This window comes from Thioalkalivibrio sp., assembly GCF_007692535.1.
Taxonomy (GTDB): Bacteria; Pseudomonadota; Gammaproteobacteria; order Ectothiorhodospirales; family Ectothiorhodospiraceae; genus Thioalkalivibrio.
Genome location: NZ_REBW01000208.1, coordinates 1 through 4,314, shown reverse-complemented (window position 1 = coordinate 4,314; position 4,314 = coordinate 1). Strand labels below are relative to the sequence as shown.

Genomic DNA, 4,314 nt, shown 5'->3' with positions numbered 1-4,314 from the left:
CCGGGCCAACCCAGGGTCGGACCAAGCCAAGCTGTTGTTGGGCATGAAAAAACATGTCCGAAACCGGGTGAATTAGGGCCTTATACGGCTATTTTTCACCCCCAAAAGGGGTACCTAAGCGAAGGGATCGAATTCGCCGGCCATGGTTCAGATCCATGCGCAACTCGAATGCGCGCAGCAGGGGTTCGCTCTTAGGGGTTCGTTTTTGCTACCAAAATATGGGACCTAAGGTCTTTTTGGAGGTGGTCTCTGCATCGATAGCGAGAAAGATCAACGTGTTGGCTTGGTCCGACCCCGCTTGGGGGGCTACCCCGCTGGGGGGAGTACGCCCTCGCGCTCCGCACGCGGGTGGCCTATACAAGTCCTGCGGGGTGAAGAAAATGCCGCAGAGACAGTCGAACATTCTGAGGTCTTACGTCCGGGGGCGCCGGGTGCCGCGTCTGCAGGAGGCGCGTGAGGCCCCGAGTGTGCCCATCGCGATGCTGGAAAGCTCGCAGCCGCCCGGAACCTTCGAGGTGCCGGCGGTCAGCGACCTCATGCTGAGTCAATCCGTCGGCCGCCCGTTTCGCTATGTCTGCGATCTCGGTGCAGGGCGCTTCTCCGGACAAACCCAACCGATGGATTTCGTGGCTGTCGCCCCGGGCGTCTCGCCCTGGTGCGAAGTAGCCGACCCCGCGAACCTGCGGTTCATGGGGGTTCCCGGCGAGTTGGCCTGCGCCTGCCTGGAGCGCGATGCCGACGACCCGCTGGATTTCGGCCTCGTCCACACCTGCCATCATGGCGACCCGCTGATCGCTCAGGGGCTGGATCTCCTGTGGCAGGAGCTGGGTCGCGGCGATCCCGCCGCCCGGCTCTTCGTGGATAGCATGATGAGCGCACTGGTGATCCGTCTGGCGCGATTGTCCGATCAACGCACCGAAGCCGATGATCTGCGTGGCGGACTCGCCCCGCACCAGTCGGCGCGGGTTGTCGATTATATGCAAACCCACCTCGACCAACGCATCACGCTCGCCGAGCTTGCCGCCATCTGCGACCTCTCGCCCTGGCATTTCTCCCGAGCCTTCCGCGAGACTCACGGCCACCCGCCGCATCGCTACCTGACCCGGCTGCGCATCCAGCGGGCGCGTGAACTGTTGGAGCGCACGGCGTTGTCAATCACCGCGATCGCGATGGCCACGGGCTACTCGCCGCAACAACTCGTCCGCCACTTCCGCCAGGCTACCGGCCTGCCCCCCAGCACATACCGACGCCTGCGCCAGGAGCGCCCGCCCTCCACACCCGGGCCTGCTGCGTAAGCAGGAACCCCGGGGTCGGACCAAGCCAAGCGGTTGTTCGAGATGAAAAAACAGGCTCGGAATCGGGTGGATTGGCGCCTTATACGGCTATTTTTACCCCGAAAAGCGATTGCCTAAGCGAAAGGATCGAGTTCGCCGGCGATGGTTCAAAGCACATGAGCAACCGGAAGGTGTGCAGCAGGGTTCGCCCTTAGGGCCTCGTTTTTGCTGCTAAAAATGGGCCTCTAAGGGCTTATTGGAGGTGGTTTTTGGGATCAATAACGTGAAGGATCAATGTGTTGGCTTGGTCCGACCCCGTGGGGTGGCTTGGACCCCGTGGGGTGGGTTTTAGAGGAGGAGGAGCAGGAGGTGGTAGGAGAGGCCGCCGAGGATGGCGCTGATGAAATAGAAGCGGCTTATGGGGAACAGGGCGATGGGGATTGCGATCAGCATGGCGAGCATGAGGCGGGGCCATACGAGCTGTGATGCGAGAATCGTGAGCAGGGACCATTCCTTGAACAGCATGATGACGGTGCCACCGCCGAGAGTCACCAGCCCGGTCAGTGCGAGCCAGCCGAAGTAGCGGGCGAGGAAGGCGGGGAAGCCGGTGACGATGCGGGCCGGGATGCTGCGGGCGCGGGGCATGGATCTGTTCCTGGAACCGGCGGTTGCCGCCCGGATTGTGCCACGAAGCGCCACGCTTCGGCTGCGTCTCAGAGTGCGCTGCGGGGAAGCACCGTGACCTCGTCGCCAACGCGAAGGATACCTCCGGCCAATACCCGCGCGGTGACTCCACCGTGACCGCGCATGGCGTTGTAGCCGCCCGGTCCCAGCGTGCTTTCCATGCGGGAACAGGGTTCGCAGGGTCCCGTGACTTCGAGCTGGACCTCGGTGCCAATGCACAGCACGAGTGGTGAATCGGCGAACAACGTGCCTGCCGCGAGCAGGTTGATCCCGGAGATCACCAGGTTGCGGCGCAGCATCGCCGGATCGATGCGTGAATGACCGGTCAGCGCCGCGACCACGGGCAGGTGTTCGGCCTGGATGAGCGTGATCTGGCGCTTGCTGGGTCCGCTGCGGCGCGCTTTCGCTTCCGCCTGGTGATCCCCCTGGAGTCCGCGATCGGCAATGGCGAGTGCCTCGTGCGCGTTCTCGAGGGTTCCCCGCCGCTCCGCGCGCAGGAGGATGCGATCCAGACGCCCGGGACGGGGAAACTGATTGCACAATGCTCGCAGGTCGGGCGTGGCAGCGGGATGGGATGGAGTCATGGGCCAAGGATACGCATGTTTTTTCGTGTCGGTGCGCCTCCCGGAAGGTTGCTTTCGCGCGCTGCGGCTGCACGTCAGGGCGCCCTAATGCTGCCGGGACCAGCGGCGCCGGGCGTAGCGATCCAGCAGGGTAAAGGCGAGCGGTGCGGCGAGCATGATCGCGGCGATACGCAGTACGTGCAGGGTCGAGACCATCGCGGTATCGATATCGAGCGACAGTGCGATCAGCCCCATTTCCACCAGGCCGCCCGGCACCAGGGCCAGCATCAGTGCCATCGGATCGACGCCCACCCGTTCCGCGAACAGGATCGCCGCGAGCCACGACATGGCCAGCATGATCAACGCGGAGCCCGCACCGACCAGTAGGTACGGCCAGACGCGGCGCAGGGTCACCCCCGCGAAGCGCGCTCCCAGTGCGGTCCCGACCACCACCTGGGCGGCGGCGATGAGTTCGAACGGGGGGGTGGCGGCGGTCCAGCCGGCCATGTGCACGCCTGCGCTGAGCAGCATGGGGCCGACCAGTGCTGCGGCTGGCAACCGCAGGAGTCGGGCGAGCCCGTATCCGAGCACCCCGCAACCAGCCATCAGGATCCCGTCGAACACCGGTGTGTCCAGCAGGCTGGCCGCGTCGGGCGGCAGGGTAGGGACATCGATGCCCCCGAGAACGCGAAAATAGAACGGGATCACGGCGACGATGACCAGGATCCGGGTGGCGTGCATCAGGGTGATGACGCGGCTGTCGGCGCCGTGAGCCTCGCCCGCCAGCGCCATCTCGGTGATGCCGCCCGGTGCGCCGGAGAAATAGGCGGTAACCCGATCCATGCCCACGCCGAAGCGAAAGAACGCCACCGCCAGCGCCATGGTCACCACCAGAAAACCGAGCAGCACCAGCACCGCGCCGCTCCAGGCGGCGATGTGCCCGGTGATCTCCGGGGTGAACGCGGAGCCCAGCATGACGCCGAGCACCGCAATCATCACCGTGCGCAGCGGCGATGGGATCGCCAGGCGGGCGCCGGCAAGACTTGCCAGGGTGACGGTGATCAGCGCGCCCAGCATCCAAGCGAGCGGGGCCCCTGCCCACGCGAACAGCGCCCCGCCGGTGATGCCGATGCCGAGACCGGCCACGGTCCGCGAGAGCGTCGGTCGCAGCGGCTTGCCGACGTCATCGCTGAGGGCCGGCAGTGGGCCGAACAGTTGCTTTCCGAACATCCGGCTGCCTTTGGGTGGGCTCAGTCGTCAGGCCGCGACGGGATTGGGATCTCGACCCGTTCCTGGCGCATCAGCGTCGGGTCATCGGGCGGCCGGATGTAGAAGCCGACGACCTCCTCGCCGCGGATCAGGACGGCGAGTCCGAAACGCTCCAGGTCATGCGTGCGCACGCAAAGCCTCGCGTCGTCCTCGTCTTGGAACCAGAGGCAGGGCACGTCGGCAATCCTGGACCGCCAGTCTTGGAGCGACGGGTAGAAATGGACTACGAGTCGGCCGGGCGGGAGATCGTTCATGTCATGCGTTCTCGAGCAGGTATGGTTTGCAGTCAGGTTAGCGGATTGAACGATCCCGGATCCGAGCCCGTTCTTTACGAGTGTGAAAGTCACGGCCACGCCCGCCTCTACGCTCCCGCACTCCCTGCAGCTACAGGAATTCCCCGCCAATCGGTTACCATGGCGCCGCCTTCACGACATATTGCCGGGGGATCGACCATGGAACTGCTGATCGTGCTGGGCGTCATCGTCGCCCTGGTGTTCTTTGTTTTCAGTATCTACAACGGGCTC

Annotated in this window: 6 protein-coding genes; 2 read left to right on the top strand and 4 right to left on the bottom strand. The window is 64.9% G+C overall.

The features are described from left to right. Positions 1 to 380: 380 nt before the first annotated feature. Positions 381 to 1,295, top strand: coding sequence for an AraC family transcriptional regulator (locus EA346_RS12020; protein ID WP_296758903.1), 915 nt, complete (start codon positions 381 to 383; stop codon positions 1,293 to 1,295). Positions 1,296 to 1,622: 327 nt separating this feature from the next. Here EA346_RS12020 and EA346_RS12015 read toward each other — a convergent pair whose 3' ends face one another. The 4 genes from EA346_RS12015 to EA346_RS12000 form a co-directional block, all read right to left on the bottom strand. Then, positions 1,623 to 1,919, bottom strand: coding sequence for a hypothetical protein (locus EA346_RS12015; protein ID WP_296758902.1), 297 nt, complete (start codon positions 1,917 to 1,919; stop codon positions 1,623 to 1,625). Between the two features lie 68 nt (positions 1,920 to 1,987). After that, entirely contained in the window at positions 1,988 to 2,542 is a 555-nt protein-coding gene (locus EA346_RS12010; protein ID WP_296758899.1) for an MOSC domain-containing protein, read from the bottom strand. An 84-nt stretch (positions 2,543 to 2,626) separates the two neighbouring features. Beyond that, on the bottom strand, positions 2,627 to 3,751 hold the full coding sequence (locus tag EA346_RS12005; RefSeq protein ID WP_296758897.1) for an AbrB family transcriptional regulator: 1,125 nt from the start codon (positions 3,749 to 3,751) through the stop codon (positions 2,627 to 2,629). Between the two features lie 20 nt (positions 3,752 to 3,771). Continuing rightward, positions 3,772 to 4,044 (bottom strand): hypothetical protein, encoded by a 273-nt coding sequence (locus tag EA346_RS12000; protein WP_296758895.1) that lies wholly within the window; start codon positions 4,042 to 4,044, stop codon positions 3,772 to 3,774. 45 nt (positions 4,045 to 4,089) lie between these two features. Here EA346_RS12000 and EA346_RS11995 point away from each other — a divergent pair. Beyond that, a partial coding sequence (locus tag EA346_RS11995; protein WP_296758892.1) for a hypothetical protein occupies positions 4,090 to 4,314 on the top strand: 225 nt, incomplete at its 3' end.